Origin of the sequence: Stenotrophomonas geniculata ATCC 19374 = JCM 13324 (assembly GCF_001431625.1) — a bacterium.
GTDB lineage: Bacteria > Pseudomonadota > Gammaproteobacteria > Xanthomonadales > Xanthomonadaceae > Stenotrophomonas > Stenotrophomonas geniculata.
The window spans coordinates 12816-28109 of the sequence record NZ_LLXT01000105.1; the positions used below are offsets into that span (position 1 = coordinate 12816).

Below are 15294 nucleotides of genomic sequence, written 5' to 3' on the forward strand. Positions count from 1 at the left end.
TGGATGCCATGCACGTCGAAACCCTCTGGTCCAACGTCCACCTGATCACCCTTGATGGCGAGGGGCTGGGTGTCATCCGCGATGGCGTGCTGGCCTGCGCCGACGGCCGCATCGTCCATGTCGGCCCGGCCGGCAGCGACGCCCACCTGCAGCCGACCACCCGCATTGACGGCGAGGGCCGCTGGATATCGCCGGGCCTGATCGACTGCCACACCCACCTGGTCTACGCCGGCAACCGCGCCAACGAATTCGAGCAGCGCCTGCAGGGCGTCAGCTATGCCGACATCGCCCGTGCCGGCGGCGGCATCGTCTCCACCGTGCGCGCCACCCGTGCCGCCACACCGGAACAGCTGGCCCGCGAAAGCCGGCCGCGCCTGCTGGCAATGCGCGCCGAGGGCGTGACCACCCTTGAGATCAAGTCCGGCTACGGCCTGACCCTGCCCGACGAACGCAAGCAGCTGCAGGTGGCGCGTGCATTGGGTGAGGAATGCCGGGTCAACGTGGTGACCACCTTCCTCGGCGCGCACGCAATTCCGCCAGGCCGCGAAGCACAGGAGTACACCGATGAGGTGTGCAACGTGATGATTCCGGCCATCGCCGCCGAAGGCCTGGCCGAGGCGGTGGACGTGTTCTGCGAGAACATCGCCTTCTCGCCGGCGCAGGCGCGGCAGGTCTTCGAAGCGGCGCGCGCCAACGGGCTGGCGGTGAAGATCCACGCCGAGCAGCTGAGCAACCAGCATGGCGCCGAACTGGCCGCCAGCTTCGGCGCACTGTCGGCCGACCATATCGAACATCTGGATGACGCCGGCATCGCCGCGATGGCGGCGGCCGGCACTGTCGCTGTGCTGCTGCCGGGCGCGTTCTATTTCACCCGCGATACCACCCTGCCGCCGATCGCTGCATTGCGCGCGGCCGGCGTGCCGCTGGCGCTGGCCACCGACAGCAACCCCGGCACCTCGCCGCTGACCAGCCCGCTGCTGGCGATGAACATGGGCGCCACCCTGTTCCGCCTGACCGTGGACGAATGCATCGCCGGCTTCACCCGTGAAGCGGCGCGCGCACTGGGCCATGGCGAGCGTATCGGTCGCCTGGCCGTCGGCATGGACTGCGACCTGGCGATCTGGGACATCGACGCCCCCGCCGACCTGGTCTATCGCATTGGATTCAACCCGCTGCACGCGCGCGTGGTGCGCGGGCAGCCCGACCTGCCTGCCTCCTGGAGCAACACATGAGCAACACCCTGGTTCTTCGCCCCGGCCATGTCACTCTCGCCCAGTGGCGGCAGATCTATCGCGGCGCGCCGCTGGCACTGGATCCGGCCGCGCTGCCGGTAGTGCGCGCCAGTGCTGCTGCAGTCGCCGCCATCGTCGCCAAGGGTGCGCCGGTGTATGGCATCAACACCGGCTTCGGCAAGCTGGCCAGCGTGCGCATCGAGCGCGAGGACCTGGCCACCCTGCAGCGGAACATCGTGCTCTCGCACGCTGCTGGCGTGGGCGAACCGATGCCGGCCAGCGTGGTGCGGCTGATGATGGCGCTGAAGCTGGTCAGCCTCGCGCAGGGCGCTTCCGGCGTGCGCGAGGAAACCCTGCTGCTGCTCGAAGCGATGCTGGTCAGGGGCGTGCTGCCGGTGGTACCGGCGCAGGGTTCGGTCGGCGCCTCGGGCGACCTCGCGCCGCTCTCGCATCTGGCCAGCGTGATGCTGGGTGTCGGCGAGGCGTTCATTGGTGACGAACGCCTGCCCGCAACCGACGCACTGGCGCGTGCCGGCCTGCAGCCGATCGAACTGGGCGCGAAGGAAGGCCTGGCGCTGCTCAACGGCACCCAGTTCTCCACCGCCTACGCGCTGGCCGGCCTGTTCGAGATCGAAACCGTGTTCCAGGCGGCACTTGTCACCGGCGCGTTGTCGGTGGAAGCGGCCAAGGGCTCGGACACCCCGTTCGATCCGCGCATCCATGCCATCCGTGGCCAGCGCGGGCAGATCGCCACAGCGGCCACGCTGCGCACCCTGATGCAGGGCTCGGACATCCGCGAATCACACCGTGACAACGACGTGCGCGTGCAGGATCCGTACTGCCTGCGCTGCCAGCCGCAGGTGATGGGCGCGGCGCTGGACATCCTGCGCCAGGCCGCAACCACACTGGAAATTGAAGCCAACGGCGTGTCCGACAATCCGCTGGTGTTCACCGATACCGGCGAAGCGCTGTCCGGTGGCAACTTCCATGCCGAACCGGTGGCCTTCGCTGCCGACATGCTGGCGATGGCGGTGTGCGAGATCGGCTCGATCAGCGAGCGCCGCCTGGCGATGCTGGTGGACCCGGCGCTGTCCGGCCTGCCGGCGTTCCTGACCCCACGCCCGGGCCTGAATTCCGGCTTCATGATTCCGCAGGTGACCGCTGCGGCGCTGGTTTCGGAAAACAAGCAGCGTGCCTACCCGGCCAGTGTTGATTCGATCCCGACCTCGGCCAACCAGGAAGACCATGTGTCGATGGCCGCGCACGGTGCGCGCCGCCTGATGCAGATGGCCGAGAACGCCGCCAACGTGATCGGCATCGAGCTGCTGGCCGCCGCGCAGGGCTGTGATTTCCATGCCCCGCTGCGTTCCAGCGCCGCGCTGGAAACCGTGCGCGCCACCCTGCGTGCGCAGGTGCCGACGCTGGAAGAAGACCGCTACTTCCATCCGGACATGGTGACCGCCACGAATCTGGTGCGCAGCGGCGCGCTGGTGCAGGGCCTGGCCGAGCTTCTGCCAAACGTGGAACCGCAGGCATGACGACCCATCCCGAATGGCTGACCGTGCACGAGGGCGACGCCCCCCTCATCGTCAGCTTCCCGCATACCGGCAGCGAGCTGCCGCACGACCTGATCGGCGACTACCACTCGCCGTGGCTGGCACGCCGCGATGCCGACTGGTGGGTGCATGAGCTGTACGACTTCGTGCGCGGCATGGGCGCGACCACGGTGCGCTCGGCAATCTCGCGTTCGGTGATCGACCTCAACCGCGATCCCAGCGGCGTGTCGCTGTACCCGGGCCAGAACACCACCGGCCTGTGCCCGCTGACCACCTTCGACAACCAGCCGCTGTACCACGCGGGGCGCGAGCCGGATGACGCCGAGATCGCGCGGCGCCGCGACACGTATTTCCTGCCCTACCACGATGCGCTGGCCGCACAGATCACCCGCCTGCGCGCGCAGCACGGTACGGTGGTGGTGTACGACGCGCATTCGATCCGCTCGCATATTCCGCACCTGTTCGATGGCGAGCTGCCGCAGTTCAACCTCGGTACCGCCGGGCCGTCCGGCGCACCCGACACGTCCTGCGACAACGCCTTGAGCGATGTTGTGGAAAACCTGCTGAAGATCAGTGGCATGAGCCAGGTGCGCAACGGCCGCTTCAAGGGCGGCTGGATCACCCGCCACTACAGCAACATCGCCGGCGGCGTGCACAGCCTGCAGATGGAGCTGGCCTGCCGTGGCTACATGCACGAACCCCTGCCGGACCAGGTGGACGAACACAGCTGGCCCACCCCGCTCGACCCCGACCACGCCGCACCGCTGCGCCATACCCTGGCGCAGGTGCTCAACGCCTGCCTTGAATTCGCTACGAACCGGAGCGCCGCATGACCCGCAACGACCCGTCCCGCATCATCGCCGCGCCGACCGGCACTACGCTCAATGCCAAGAGCTGGCTGACCGAAGCGCCGCTGCGCATGCTGATGAACAACCTGCACCCGGATGTGGCCGAGCGGCCGCAGGAACTGGTGGTGTACGGCGGCATCGGCCGCGCCGCGCGTGACTGGGAGAGCTTCGATGCCATCGTCGAAACGCTCAAGCGCCTGGACGATGACCAGACCCTGCTGGTGCAGTCGGGCAAGCCCGTAGGCGTGTTCCGCACCCATGCCGATGCGCCACGCGTGCTGATCGCCAACTCCAACCTGGTGCCGCGCTGGGCCAATTGGGACCACTTCAACGAGCTGGATAAGAAGGGCTTGGCCATGTATGGCCAGATGACTGCCGGCAGCTGGATCTACATCGGTGCGCAGGGCATCGTGCAGGGCACCTACGAGACCTTCGTGGAAATGGGCCGCCAGCATTTCGGTGGTGACCTGACCGGCAAGTGGCTGTTCACCGGCGGCCTCGGCGGCATGGGCGGTGCACAGCCGCTGGCCGCAGTGATGGCCGGCGCCTCCTGTCTGGCGGTCGAATGCCGCAAGAGCAGCATCGACATGCGCCTGCGCACCGGTTACCTGGATACCTGGACCGACAATCTGGACGAAGCACTGCGCCTGATCGAGGAATCGTGCAAGGCCGGCACCCCGAAGTCGGTGGGCCTGCTCGGCAACGTGGCTGACGTGCTGGCCGAACTGCTGGAACGCGGCATCAAGCCGGACCTGCTGACCGACCAGACCTCCGCGCACGACCCGGTGAATGGCTACCTGCCGCAGGGCTGGACCGTCGAGCAATGGGACGAGAAACGTGTCTCTGCACCGAAGGAAGTGGAAAAGGCAGCGCGTGCTTCGATGGCTAACCACATCCGCGCCATGCTCGGCTTCCACGCACTGGGCGTGCCCACCGTGGATTACGGCAACAACCTGCGGCAGATGGCGCTGGAAGAAGGCGTAGAAAACGCGTTCGACTTCCCCGGTTTCGTGCCGGCCTACATCCGCCCGCTGTTCTGCCGTGGCATCGGTCCCTTCCGTTGGGCGGCGCTGAGCGGCGACCCGGAAGACATCGCCAAGACCGATGCCAAGGTGAAGGAGCTGATTCCGGACAACCCGCACCTGCACCGCTGGCTGGACATGGCCGCCGAAAAGATCAAGTTCCAGGGCCTGCCGGCGCGCATCTGCTGGGTCGGTCTGGGTGATCGTGATCGACTCGGCCTGGCGTTCAACGAGATGGTCGCCAACGGTGAACTGAAGGCGCCGGTGGTGATCGGCCGTGATCACCTGGACAGCGGCAGTGTGGCCTCGCCGAACCGCGAGACCGAGGCGATGGCCGACGGCTCCGACGCAGTGTCCGACTGGCCGCTGCTGAACGCTCTGCTCAACACCGCCAGCGGCGCGACCTGGGTGTCGCTGCACCACGGTGGCGGCGTCGGCATGGGCTTCTCGCAGCACGCCGGCATGGTGATCGTGTGCGACGGCACCGAGGCAGCGGCCAAGCGGATTGGCCGCGTGTTGTGGAACGACCCGGCGACCGGCGTGATGCGCCATGCCGATGCGGGTTATGAGATCGCGATCGACTGCGCGAAGGAGAAGGGGCTGGATCTGCCGGGGATTCTCGGCTGATCGCAGGGGTGCCGGCCACTGGCCGGCACTACCGCAAGGCACCTGTAGAGCCGAGCCATGCTCGGCTCAGTGCTTCCAGGGTCACGACGCCTGACCGGAAGGCTGCCGAGCATGGGCTCGGCTCTACATGCCAAGATGCGCCATCACCGCTGACGGACCACTGCGATGCATCGCGCTCTTGCCGTTGCACTTTCCTGCTTCCTGATGGCCACCCTGCCCGTTTCGGCGCGCAGTGCTCCCGACAACCTCTCGTCCCAGCTGGATACCCAACTGCAGACCAACCGCGAACGCTACGGCATCGCCGGCCAGGCCGTACTGGTCGCCCACAACGGCCAGGTGCTGTACCAGGGCGCCAGCGGCGAGCGTGATCCGGCCACCCACGCACCGGCCACCATCGATTCCATTTTCACTGCGCAGTCGATGGCCAAGCTGCTGACCAGCACGCTGGTGATGCAGTTGGTCGACCAGGGCAAGATGGATCTGGATGCGCCGGCCAGCCGCTATGTGCCGGACCTGCCGGCCGCATGGAAGACGATCCCGGTGCGCGACTTCCTCAACCACAGCTCCGGCATCGCCGAGTACTACGACCGTGTCGACAACCGCTGGGTGAGCAAGGGCTACAGCGGCGTTGCACCCAGCCTTGCGGCAGCGCTGAAGGTCGCCGCGGCCGAGTCGATGCAGTTCGCCACCGGCAGCCGCGTGCAGTACACCCAGGCCAACTACCTGGTGCTGACGGCGTTGCTGGAAGCGCACTACCGCAGGCCCTACCCGGCCATCGCACGCGAACGCATCCTGCAGCCGCTAAAGATGGCCAGCACCTCCTGGGGCGTGGCCAGCGTGCCGGCGCAGCGTGCGGCGGTGGCCTACATCGGCAAGGACGGCACCTTGCAGCCGGCCAATGAGGATCCCTGGCCGGACTACGGCTGGGGCCATGCCGATCTGCAGACCACCGTGGGCGACATGAACCGTTTCCTGCAGGCGCTGGCGACCGGCAAGCTGCTGCGCACGGCGACCCTGGAAAAGCTCTGGCAGCCGCAGAAACTGAGCGGTGGCGGCAGCAATTTCTTCTCCACCGGCTGGGACACCACCCGCAGCGACGGCTACACCCAGGTCGGTCACGATGGCGGCACCCGTGTACGTGCGCGGCTGGCCTACAAGGGCACGCTGGCCAGCGGTTACTGGGTGTTCGTGTATCTGACCAACGGCAGCGCGCGCAATGCCTGGTCGAGCACGCTGGTGGAGAGCGCGATGGCGGTGGCCGCGCCGCAGGAGTTTCCGCACGCTGTGCTGTCCGAGCGGTTGATCGGCTATGCGCTGGATGACAGCGCCGATGCGAAGCCGCTGATGCGTAGCTGGCTGCGCGACAGTAATGGCGTTCCCACCGGCGAACTGGAGCGCGCGATCAATGCCGATGGCTATGCCATTCGCGAGAGCCTTGGTGCACGCAGAGCGTTGAAGGTGTTCATGCTCAACACCGAGCTGTATCCGGATTCGGCCAACGCGTGGGACAGCCTGGCCGAGTGCCATGCGGCATTGGGCGAAAGGGAAGCGGCTGATCGGCTGTATGCGAAGGCCAAGGCGCTGGCGAAGCCCTCGCCCTAAACCCTGCTGTAGAGCCGAGCCCATGCTTGGCTGCTCTTTCGTTGCGATCGCAGGAGACCCACGCGCGCTGCGCGCGATAGCCGAGCATGGGCTCGGCTCTACATGGATGTTGCGGGCGGCCATACGCGAGCGACGGGTGACGTGACGGCGCCGACCTGTTAACTTGCGCGCCACTTTCGTGGTTTACAGCATTTCCGCATGTCGCTCTCGTCGTACCGCCCCACCCGATCACTGCTGTTCCTGGCCGTTTCCCTCGGCCTTTCCTCCACTGCCGCCGCGGCCCCGCAGGCCACCACGCTGGATGCCGTGCAGGTCACCGCTGCTGCCGATGCCAGCGCGCAGGCGCGCGAGGCGCTGAAGCGCGTACCCGGCGCCGGCAACGTCATCGACGTGGCCAAGGCCGGCAGCCGGCTGTCCAGCAGCGCCGATGTGCTGGCCTACCAGCCCGGCATCAGCGCGCAGTCGCCGGGCAACGAGGGCACCAAGATCTCGATCCGTGGCTCGGGCATCAACCGGGGCCCGGGCGCGCATGCTTCGGGCATCGCCGTGTCGATCGACGGGCTGCCGCTGACCGGCCCGGGTGGCACGCCCTACGAGCTGCTGGAACCGCTGTGGCTGTCGCGCGTCGAAGTCCTGCGCGGCGCCAACGGCTTCGAGCGCGGCGCGCTGGCGCTGGGCGGTGCCATCGACTACGTCAGCCGCAGCGGTCGCGATTCGGCGGGCGTGCAGCTGCACTACGAAGCGGGCAGCCGTGGCTACCAGAAGCGTGGCCTCAGCTGGGGTGGCGTCAGCGGTGATGTCGATTACTTCCTGGCCTACACCGATACCGAGTTCGATGGCTATCAGCGCCATGCCCGCGGTGATGGCAAGGGGGCAATGGCGAACATCGGCTGGCAGATCACGCCCGACCTGCAGACACGGTTCTTCGTGCGCTACCGCGAAACCAATCACGAAACACCCGGTCGCCTGACCCGCGATCAGATCCGCAACGATCCGCATGCGGCAAACGCGGCCAACCTGGCCATCGATGCGCGCCGCCCGCAGCCGGGCAGTACCTGGGTGGCCAATGTCACCACGCTGCAGATCGACGAGGATTCTTCGCTGCAGGCCGGGCTGGTCTACCACACGTACCCGATGGACTTGAACGAGAGCCTGTACCGGCAGCAGCTGGACTACGCCAACCTCAACGCCACGCTGGACTACCGCCATCGCCACCGGCTGTTCGGCCTGGACAGCGAGACCACGGTCGGCCTGCGCGCCACCCACGATCTGGACGCCGATGTGCGCGAGTCACTGCGCTTTGCCAGCAACGGCTACGCTGCCGGCACGCGCACGCGTGACTTCCGCCACCACGGCACCGACAGCACGCTGCACGTCGGCAATACCCTCGCCTTCAACGACCGCCTGCGCATGCAGACCGGGCTGGCACTGATCAGCACCCGCCGCGACGTGCAGGTGACCTGGCCGAGCAGCGGCGGCCGCCTGCGCGACCACGACTGGGACTACGCGCCGCGACTGGGCTTCACCTGGCAGCACAGCGCGCAGACGCAGTGGTTCGGCAACCTCAGCCGTTCGGTGGAGGCGCCGCACCCGTGGTCGATGATCTGGGGCTCGAACCAGTACTTCGGGCCGGGCAATGGCCCGTCTACCGGCCGCCAGCGCGCGCCGGTGCCGATGCAGAACCAGACCGCCACCACGCTGGAACTGGGCGCGCGCGGTGACGCGGCGCTGGGTCGCTGGGAACTGACCGGCTACTACGCCCACGTGAACCATGAATTGTTGAGCGTGGAGCTGCAGCCGGTACCGAACCTGTTCATCGCAGAGAACAACGCCAGCCCCACCGTGCACCGTGGCATCGAAGCCGGATTGGACAGCACACTGTGGCAGGCCGCGCCGGGGCGCCTGTCGTTGCGCCAAGCGTACACCTTCAGTGATTTCGGTTACCGCCACGATGCGCGCTTCGGCAGCAACCGCCTGCCGGGCCTGCCGCGCCACAGCTACCAGGCCGAGCTGCGCTTCGATCATGCCTCCGGCCTGTACGCCGCGCTGAACAGCGAATACGCCTCGCGCATCGCGGTGGACTACGCCAACAGCTACTGGGCCGACAGCCACGTGATCTTCGGCAGCCGCATCGGCTACGAGGCACCCGGTGGTCGCTGGCAGGCCTGGGCGGAGATGCGCAACATCGGCAACCGCCACTACGCCGCCACGGTCACGCCGGGCTACGACGACGCCGGCAAGGATGTCGCGCGCTCGACGCCAGGCGAAGGCCGTGGCGTCTATGCGGGCGTGCGCTGGCGCTTTGACTGATGGCCGCAGGCGGCGCCGGGTCTGACCCGGCGCCGTCGTTCCAGGGTCAGCCGATACGCCAGGCCGGCAGGCGTTCGCTGCGCTTCCAGATGGAAGGCGCGAAACCAATCAACACCAGCGCCGCCAGCCACTTCGGTGAGGTAGTGAGCAGTGTCGAGGTGAGCGAGCCATCGACGGGGGCGGCCATGTCCTGCCACGGGTTGTAGCCCAGGTAGACGACGCTGCCAGCCCACCACAACAACGCCAGGCCGATGCCCACCAGCAACAGAGCCAGCGTGCGGCAGGTCCAGCGCTGCGACGTGGTGCCCCATTCCCGGGACGCTGCGATCAGCAGACCCACCACCAGCAGCGATACCAGTGCAACCAGTCCAATATCGACCTTGGGCCCGATACGCTCATAGCTGCAGGCGCGGCATTGGGCCTCTTCCGCGGCAGTGGCGGCTTCGGCGCCATCGGCCTGCCCGGCTGCGGGCTGCGCCAGTGCTGCAAACGGCATCAGTACCGCCAGCAGCGTCACCATGATCCAACGAAACAACGTCCTGTTCCTGCGTGCAGCGACATCCATGCGCTCTTCCTCGTCAGTGGTTGTACGTCCAGGGCCGCAGTATGCGGCCGTCCCATACGCCGCCCAGACCCCGTTCCGAGCGGTCGGCCATCCAGCGTCCTTGTTCCCGATGCAGCACGACAAGCTCCCGGTAGACGAAATCGTCGGAACACGAATCCCGGGCGACCGCAATCATAGCCCACTGCCCATCGACGCTGAAAACAGGCCGGGTCAGATAGGCGACGTGGTCGTATGTCCGAGTCGGCCCATGCACCGTTGCCCCGTACCCCTGCTCCCGCAGCGCTCGAAGCCCCGCGCCGCCCATCCGCTGCGCACCGGCCAATGCGGCCGCAGGCACTGGCGTGGACCGGCGATTGGCGGGAACCAGGTCCGCCTGCAGCTGCAACCGCAGCGCATGGATGTCCGGCGGCCACCAATCGTCCAGCGGCAGGACCAGATCGTCCACCTCCTGGCAGATGGAGGCACTGCTGCCCGGCCAGCAATAGGGCAAGGTCTGCTCCATCACGTAGATGTCCTCCCCCACCGGGTCGGTCAACTGCGGCTGTTCCTGCGGGCGCCATTGATCAACGCGCGTGAACGGTGTCTGCGGTGCGCTGGGCACCTCGCTCAGCGACGATGGCAGAACTGGCGTTGGCTGCGGCACTGGCGGGGGTGGAGGGGGGAATGGGGGGCGCTCTGCCGGATCGCCAGCGCCATCGCCTCCGCCTGCATCTGCGCTGTTCCCAGGTTGATCGGTAGCCGACCGATCTCCTGCTGCCACCTCGGGCGCAGGCTGCAGATCCCGGCCATGAGAGCCAAAGCCGACAGCGCCGCCGCCAGCGATGCAATGCGTCGCCAGGTGATCCGTTGTTGGCAGTCACGGTCTGGCTTGAACGAGTATCTGTCATCACGACTCCGCCAACGCGGGCCACAGGCCGTGTCCAACGCTCATATGGCGGACAGGTTCCACTCGAATACGCTCCCATCCGCTCTTCCTGCGGTGCAGAAGGTAGAGGACGCGCATCGCCGTTCCTCCACTGCACAGATCCGAGGCGACCGATGCCATTGCCCAGTTCCCCTCCTGGCTGAACACAGGACGCTGCAGATAGACAACGCCCAGATCGGGATTGCCCGGGCCACCCGTGCATCCCTCGATGCCACGCGCACGCCGTTGCTGAAGCTCGTCCCACGTCATCCGTTGCGCTCGCACATGCGCAAGCTCAAACGCAAGGTCGGGTACGCGTACAGCCCGGCGGTTCGCAACCTGCAGCATCGACTCCAGATGCTGCTGCAGCTGAATGGACGCCGCACTGTCATCATCACGCCATTCCACGACGCTGTGACGAACCTGGCAGACAGGGGCGGGGTCTCCTTCGCCACAGGTAGGCGCAGTCCATTCCATCACGACAAATGGCATGTCGGGCTCCCAGCCGCGCGGCTCGAAGTGTGCTGGCGCGACATCTTCCAGCGGCACTGCCGCGGTCGCGGATCCACTCTTACCGGTCAGCATCGGGGAGAAGATTCCCTTGATTGGAATCGGTGGTTCCGGCGGCTTCCCTGGTGGTGTCGGTCGCAGGTCGATGAGCTCTGCCATCACTTCGGCCTGCATCCGTGCCGTTCCCAGATTGATCGGAGGCGGGCCGACTGCCTGCCGCCATTGCGGGCGCACGCTGGCGATCAGCGCTACGACTGCAACCATCGATAGAACGACCGTTGTGGCCAGGACGCGTTTCCGTGCAATGCGCTGTCGCATGAAGTTCCTGGAAGAAATGAAGCAGGTTGGGATATCGGCCGGGGACGTGACGCTACAGCGCTTGAATGACCTGCAGCAGATGGGTCGCATCTGGCGCGACTTCCTGCGCGAGCCAACCCAGCACCACGAAGAACAGCAGCAGGCCGAGCAGCGGCCAGATCGTGTGCGTCACGCATACCCGCCGCCACCCCTGCTCGTGCATGCCCTGCATGCGCAGGTACAGGCCACTGGCAATGGCCGCGTCCACCAGCAATTCGGCCATCAGCACCGGTGCCGACCACACCACCCACACGCTCGCCAGCAGGACGGACGCCACCAGCGCGACGATGCCGAGGATCGCCAGCAACGGCAGGCCCGCTTCGTCTTCGGCCAGGCCGGTCAACGGCAGCTCACCGGCATCGCCGCCGCCGGCCTGCGCCGACTCATTCCACGAAGCTGACGCGCCGCCACCTCCAGAACGGCCACCGACGCCGCCCCACGGTGATTCCACGGTACTTCCGCGAGGTGAAGGGCTGCCACTGCCCACATCCGGCGACAGGCCATCCAGCACGTTGTCCCAGCGCCAGCGGATCCAGATCCACATCAGCAGCAGGAACACGCCATAGGCCAGCAATACGGCCATCGGGTAGCGAAGCAGCATCGCGTCGATACCGGCCAGACGCAGCAGGTGCGAGGCAAGGAAACCGGCCGCACCGGTCAGGGCCACGATCAGTGCCATCTGCAGGCGTGGCCAGCCGCGTTCCCGCAGGTGTTGCCGTGCGCGCACAAGCTCACCGGCGCGGTTCACCGGCAACTTCAGCGGGCTCCGCGCAAAGAAACGGGTGCGTTTCATCGGCACCACCGGGTGCCGCGGATCGTGGAGCGTGGAAGCTCAAGAACCTGATACAGCATGCGGACATCCTTGCCGGGCACGCGCGGGTAGTGTTGCGCGGATTCTACCGCGGCCGGGGCCTCTGTCCAGGCGACGGGCCGAGGCCATTGATCATCAACTGCGGTCGACGATCCGCACGATGCGACCGTCCTCAAAAGCGAACTCGCTGTGTCCCTGCAGTGCCAGTTCCGTACCCGCGCCGGGACCATCGGAATGTCCTGCGCGAACACGCCACGCCAGTCGATGCTGGCCAGCACCACGCCATCCTTGAAGATCAGCTCCAGCAACCGCTGCTCGCGCTCGCGGAACAACGGCGCCGATTGCCGTGCCAGTTCGCCAAAGGCATCGATGCCTTCGGTGACCATCGTCAGCTGGCCACCGCTGTGGTTCTCGAAACGCACGTTATGCGCCAGCACCGCCAGCATGGCGTCGATGTCGAAGCGGTTGTAGGCCTGCAGGTAGTGCTCGATCAGATGGCGGCAGTGCGATTCGTCCACGGCGGCGTCCAGTCAGGGCCTGCGCCGAGTCTCCCGCGACCGTTCAGCCGTATCAAGGAGGCGCGGCGGCCTTCAGCAACTGCGCGGCCACCTGGTCGAACGGGGCGATGTCCTGCAGTGCGCGGCACATCGCCACCGCACCTTCCACACTGGCAATCACCAGATTGGCCAGCCCACCCGCGGCGACCGGATCGTGGCCGTCGGCGATGAACGCTGCGGCCAGATGGGCCTGCCAACGTGCGAACACTTCAGCAGCTGCTGCACGGGGCTGGCTCGGCACTGCCTCCACCGGCTCCTCCACGGCAGCGGCCAGTACCGGGCAGCCCGCCCGGAACCCGGAGCGCAGCAGGCGCTCGCGCCACATTGCCAGGAACTGCTGCAGGCCCTGCACGGCCCCGCCCTTCAGCAGCTCCACCAGCAGCGCTTCCACCTTGTCGCCAGCCATGTGGGTGGCACGCGCCAGCAGCTCCTGCTTGCCGCCGGGAAAATGGTGGTAGGTGGAGCCCAGCGGCGCCTCGGCCAGCTTGGTCACCTCACGAATGCTGGTGGCATTGAGGCCTACCCGCGCCAGCATCTGTGCTGCGGCATCAATCACCCGTTGCGGGGCATCAGAGGGTCGTGGGCTCACGGCGATCGCCTTGCTAAGACAGTCGTCATAGATTAGCGTACCGGCCGTTCTATAACAGTCGTCATAGCCATGAATCTCTGGTTCCGCCTGCTCCATCTGCTGCTTTGCAGCCTGTTCCGGCCGAAGCTGGAGGCCCCGTTCGGGGTCTCGCGCCTGCAGTTCCGTGTGCTGCCCAACGACCTGGACAGCAACCTGCACATGACCAACGGCCGCTACTGGAACATCTTCGATCTGGGCCGGCTGGACCTGATCCTGCGCATGGGCTTGGGCCGGGTGGCACTGCGCGAGAAGTGGGCGCCGATTGTCGGCGCCGGCACCATCCAGTTCCGCCGCGAACTCAAGCCGTTCCAGCGCTTCACCCTGGAAACGCGCCTGGTGGGCTGGGTCGGCTCGCGCGGCATCATGGAACAGCGCGTGCTGATCGGGCCCGAGCAGAAGATCGCCACCCGTGCGCTGCTGGTCACCGGCATCTACGACCGTCGAGCGCGCCAGTTCCTGAGCATGCCGAAGATGATGGAAGCGATCGGCGTGGTCGCCCCACCGTCGCCGTCGCTCAGTGCAGCCGCCGAGGCGTTGCTGGCGGCCGATGCCGCGTTGAAGCTGGACGATGCCTGAGGCACGTCACCCTACCTTCGGCATGTTCTTGGTCACGCAATGGATGCCACCTCCGCCGCCGGCGATCGCATCGATATCCACCTGTTCGATCACGCGGCCGGGATACATGTCCTCCAGCAGTTCACGGCAGTAGCCATCGGCTGCGTCGTCACCGAACTGCGGCGCGACCACCGCGCCGTTGATCGGCAGGTAGTTGATATAGCCCGTCGCCAGATCGTCGTTGTCGCGGGTATGCACGTTGTCGCGCCCGTCCAGCGGCGGCGGCAGCGTATGCACCTGCAGGCGACGGCCATCGGCATCGGTGGCCTCGCGCAGGATCTGTAGATGTTCGCGGGTCAGGTCGTAGTCGTAGGACTCCGGATCATTGTCCAGGTTGGCAATCACTACACCCGGGCGCACGAAGCGCGCATAGAAATCCACATGCGCGTCGGTGATGTCCTCGCCGGCGATGCCGGGCAGCCAGATCACCTTGCGCAGGCCCAGGTGATGCTTCAGCTCGGCCTCGATCTCCGCGCGCGACCAGTCCGGATTACGGTTGCGGTTCACCCAGCAGCTTTCGGTGAGGATGGCGGTGCCATGGCCATCGACTTCGATGCCACCGCCCTCGCCCACCAGATCGCTTTCCAGCAGCGTCGCGCCGGTCACCTGTGCCAGCCAGGGCGCCACCGCGCCATCGTTGCGTGCGCTCTGCTTGCCTCCCCAACCGTTGAAGTTGAAGTCGACCAGCCCCAGCCCGCCCCGGTCATTGGTGACGAAGCAACCGCCGTAATCGCGCACCCATATGTCATCCAGCGGCACCTCGAGGAACTCGATGTTGTCGCGGCCGCAGCGGTCCTGCGCCTGCTTCAGCTGGTCCGGGCGGCACAGCACGCTGACCGGCTGGTGGCGGGCGATGGTGCGGGCCAGCCGTGCCACGGCGGTGTTCACCGCATCGGCCTGCGCGCCCCACACCCGCGGTTGCGCGGCGAAGGCCAGAAAGACACGTTCCTGCGGCCCGTGCTCGTCCGGCATGCGCCAGGGGCCCGCAGCTGGCTCCGCTGCGGATACGCGAGCCGGCAGCCCCGCCAGACCGAGGGCGGCCAGGCCGCCAAGACCGGCGGCGCCCGCCAGCTGGGTGAGGAAGTGACGACGGCTGCTCATGACGGGCTCCAGGGCCGGTGTGGGATGGAAGCTATGCTGCGCTTGCCTA

The 15294-nt window shown here is 67.0% G+C and carries 14 protein-coding genes; 7 read left to right on the forward strand and 7 right to left on the reverse strand.

Features of this window, described 5'->3' with window-relative positions:
* The first annotated feature begins 8 nt into the window (after nt 1–8).
* The 6 genes from hutI (at nt 9) to ARC63_RS11175 (ending at nt 9197) form a co-directional block, all read left to right on the forward strand.
* Nucleotides 9–1232, forward strand: coding sequence for an imidazolonepropionase (gene hutI / locus ARC63_RS11150; protein ID WP_057503351.1), 1224 nt, complete (start codon nt 9–11; stop codon nt 1230–1232).
* Nucleotides 1229–2770, forward strand: coding sequence for a histidine ammonia-lyase (hutH, locus tag ARC63_RS11155; protein WP_057503316.1), 1542 nt, complete (start codon nt 1229–1231; stop codon nt 2768–2770). Before hutI ends, hutH begins: the two co-directional genes overlap by 4 nt.
* The gene (gene hutG / locus ARC63_RS11160) at nt 2767–3621 is read left to right on the forward strand and encodes an N-formylglutamate deformylase (protein WP_057503317.1); all 855 of its coding nucleotides are present in this window, start codon (nt 2767–2769) and stop codon (nt 3619–3621) included. Before hutH ends, hutG begins: the two co-directional genes overlap by 4 nt.
* Nucleotides 3618–5285: a urocanate hydratase gene (hutU, locus tag ARC63_RS11165; RefSeq protein WP_057503318.1), complete on the forward strand. Its 1668-nt coding sequence runs from the start codon at nt 3618–3620 to the stop codon at nt 5283–5285. The genes hutG and hutU overlap by 4 nt, the downstream gene beginning before the upstream one ends.
* A 165-nt stretch (nt 5286–5450) precedes the next feature.
* Nucleotides 5451–6887, forward strand: coding sequence for a serine hydrolase domain-containing protein (locus ARC63_RS11170; protein ID WP_057503319.1), 1437 nt, complete (start codon nt 5451–5453; stop codon nt 6885–6887).
* A gap of 198 nt (nt 6888–7085) precedes the next feature.
* The gene (locus ARC63_RS11175; protein WP_057503320.1) at nt 7086–9197 is read left to right on the forward strand and encodes a TonB-dependent receptor family protein; all 2112 of its coding nucleotides are present in this window, start codon (nt 7086–7088) and stop codon (nt 9195–9197) included.
* A gap of 46 nt (nt 9198–9243) precedes the next feature.
* Here the strand turns inward: ARC63_RS11175 and ARC63_RS11180 are convergent, their stop codons facing one another.
* The 6 genes from ARC63_RS11180 to ARC63_RS11210 form a co-directional block, all read right to left on the reverse strand.
* Nucleotides 9244–9762: a hypothetical protein gene (locus tag ARC63_RS11180; protein WP_057503321.1), complete on the reverse strand. Its 519-nt coding sequence runs from the start codon at nt 9760–9762 to the stop codon at nt 9244–9246.
* Between the two features lie 13 nt (nt 9763–9775).
* Entirely contained in the window at nt 9776–10297 is a 522-nt protein-coding gene (locus ARC63_RS11185) for a hypothetical protein (protein WP_057503322.1), read from the reverse strand.
* A gap of 351 nt (nt 10298–10648) precedes the next feature.
* Nucleotides 10649–11494, reverse strand: a complete 846-nt coding sequence (locus ARC63_RS11195) for a hypothetical protein (protein ID WP_057503323.1) — start codon at nt 11492–11494, stop codon at nt 10649–10651.
* Nucleotides 11495–11546: 52 nt separating this feature from the next.
* The gene (locus ARC63_RS11200) at nt 11547–12326 is read right to left on the reverse strand and encodes a hypothetical protein (RefSeq protein ID WP_057503352.1); all 780 of its coding nucleotides are present in this window, start codon (nt 12324–12326) and stop codon (nt 11547–11549) included.
* On the reverse strand, nt 12323–12862 hold the full coding sequence (locus tag ARC63_RS11205; RefSeq protein WP_231298630.1) for a nuclear transport factor 2 family protein: 540 nt from the start codon (nt 12860–12862) through the stop codon (nt 12323–12325). Before ARC63_RS11205 ends, ARC63_RS11200 begins: the two co-directional genes overlap by 4 nt.
* Nucleotides 12863–12914: 52 nt before the next feature.
* Nucleotides 12915–13490 (reverse strand): TetR/AcrR family transcriptional regulator, encoded by a 576-nt coding sequence (locus tag ARC63_RS11210; protein ID WP_043398545.1) that lies wholly within the window; start codon nt 13488–13490, stop codon nt 12915–12917.
* A gap of 69 nt (nt 13491–13559) precedes the next feature.
* Here ARC63_RS11210 and ARC63_RS11215 point away from each other — a divergent pair, with 69 nt between their 5' ends.
* Entirely contained in the window at nt 13560–14105 is a 546-nt protein-coding gene (locus tag ARC63_RS11215; RefSeq protein WP_057503324.1) for a thioesterase family protein, read from the forward strand.
* A gap of 6 nt (nt 14106–14111) precedes the next feature.
* On the opposite strand, the gene ARC63_RS11220 is transcribed toward ARC63_RS11215, so the two are convergent.
* Nucleotides 14112–15245, reverse strand: a complete 1134-nt coding sequence (locus ARC63_RS11220) for an agmatine deiminase family protein (protein ID WP_057503325.1) — start codon at nt 15243–15245, stop codon at nt 14112–14114.
* Nucleotides 15246–15294: the final 49 nt, after the last annotated feature.